At 62.7% G+C, this 1,440-nt stretch carries 2 protein-coding genes; one reads left to right on the top strand and one right to left on the bottom strand.

The genetic code is table 11. The features are described from left to right. Window positions 1-744 (top strand): endonuclease/exonuclease/phosphatase family protein (locus JCM25156_RS16495; RefSeq protein ID WP_034960501.1); only part of this gene is annotated, 744 nt, incomplete at its 5' end. Between the two features lie 171 nt (window positions 745-915). On the opposite strand, the gene JCM25156_RS16490 is transcribed toward JCM25156_RS16495, so the two are convergent. Further along, the gene (locus JCM25156_RS16490; protein WP_025813977.1) at window positions 916-1,266 is read right to left on the bottom strand and encodes a hypothetical protein; all 351 of its coding nucleotides are present in this window, start codon (window positions 1,264-1,266) and stop codon (window positions 916-918) included. Window positions 1,267-1,440: the final 174 nt, after the last annotated feature.

Genomic DNA, 1,440 nt, shown 5'->3' with positions numbered 1-1,440 from the left:
AGGGTGACCGGGGCGCTACCCGGCGGAGTCGTCACGCCACGCACGCCCGCGGAACTGGACCGGCTGGCCCGGTATGCCCGCAGGCTGGCCCCGGATATTGTGGCGCTTGAGGAAATTGACACCGCCGCCCTTGCCGCCCGCCTGTTTCCCGCCCCGGCCTATCACATCATCCTGTCAGGCGATCATGTGGTGCAGAAGGTAGCGCTCGCCATCCGCGCCGGACTGAGCGTGGAACGCCACCCCGATGTCACGGCGCTGGATGTCTACCCCCCCGATGCGCCGCACCACCTGCGTTCGGGGCTGGATCTGAGCATTGGCGCTGGCCCGGACAGGCTGCGGCTGCTTGTCGTCCATCTCAAGGCCGGATGCCGGGATTCCGGGCCGCGTGAACGCAAACCGGCCTGTGGCACGCTACTGCGGCAGATGGCCGTAATTCAGGACTGGATCCTGGAACGTCAGGATGAAGGGGAAGCCTTTGCCGTGCTGGGCGATTTCAACCGCCTGCTGGCCCCGGATGACCCGGCCCTGCGCATGCTGGCGGAAAATGGCCCGCTGACACTCACCACCGCAGGCCATGCCAGCCCCTGCGCGCAGGGCGGTTATTTTATCGACCATATCATTCTGGGCGGGGCCGCACGCGGCTGGCTGCAACCCGACAGCCTGCGGGTCATGCTCTACCGCGCGGACGAAACCGCACGCCTGTCCGACCACTGCCCGGTCTCGGTACGGCTGGCACTTCCGTGACAGAACGACTTCCAACCTCACCCCGATCAAAAACGATAAAAATCTCAGACGAAGCTGTTTTCAAAAAGCTTCAGGAAACGCCGCCTTTTTGAAAAAAGGCGACACCCAAAAACTTTTACTTATTTCTTATCAACAGGTTATCCCGATGGCTGATCCGGAGCAAAACCGGGATCATTCCGGCCAGATGCCCGATGCATGCATGGCGTTCCACCCCACGCCCAGCACCACCATCACGAACAGCACGGCACCCATAAGCTGGAATGTATCCTTATAGGGCCGGAACACACCCGCCACACTGGCCATGGCGGTTTCCGGCGTGGTGGCAACCGCATCATCGGGGGAGACCACCACATGCGTCTGGGCGGCGGGTACGGGGCCGGGATCGGGCACGTCCGTCGCCGCCTGCGCGTCTGCATCCTCATGCGCGGCTTCGTGCGGCGCTTCGTCAGGATTCACCACGCCATCGGAAACAGCGGACGGGGCCACCGCTGTGCCATCCTCCTGATCGGGTGTGTTGGTCATGGCGCTGTTACTCCTGCTCTACCCGGCTCTGTGCCATATAATAGCTGTCAGTTCGGCAAAAGACCAAACCATGGATAAAACATCCCGGTCCATACCGCCACAGCCCGATGAACAGGAGAACTATATGCCACCACCGAACCTGACCCGCCGTCAGGGCCTGACCGCCCTGCTGGC

The sequence above is a fragment of the Komagataeibacter kakiaceti JCM 25156 genome (assembly GCF_000613305.1).
The sequence above is the reverse complement of the archived record's forward strand: the minus strand, read 5'-3'. Positions and strand labels throughout refer to the sequence as shown.

Coding starts and splice junctions, on each gene's coding strand:
- JCM25156_RS16490 (WP_025813977.1), bottom strand. CDS start 1,266: ATGACCAACACACCCGATCAGGAGGATGGCACAGCGGTGGCCCCGTCC.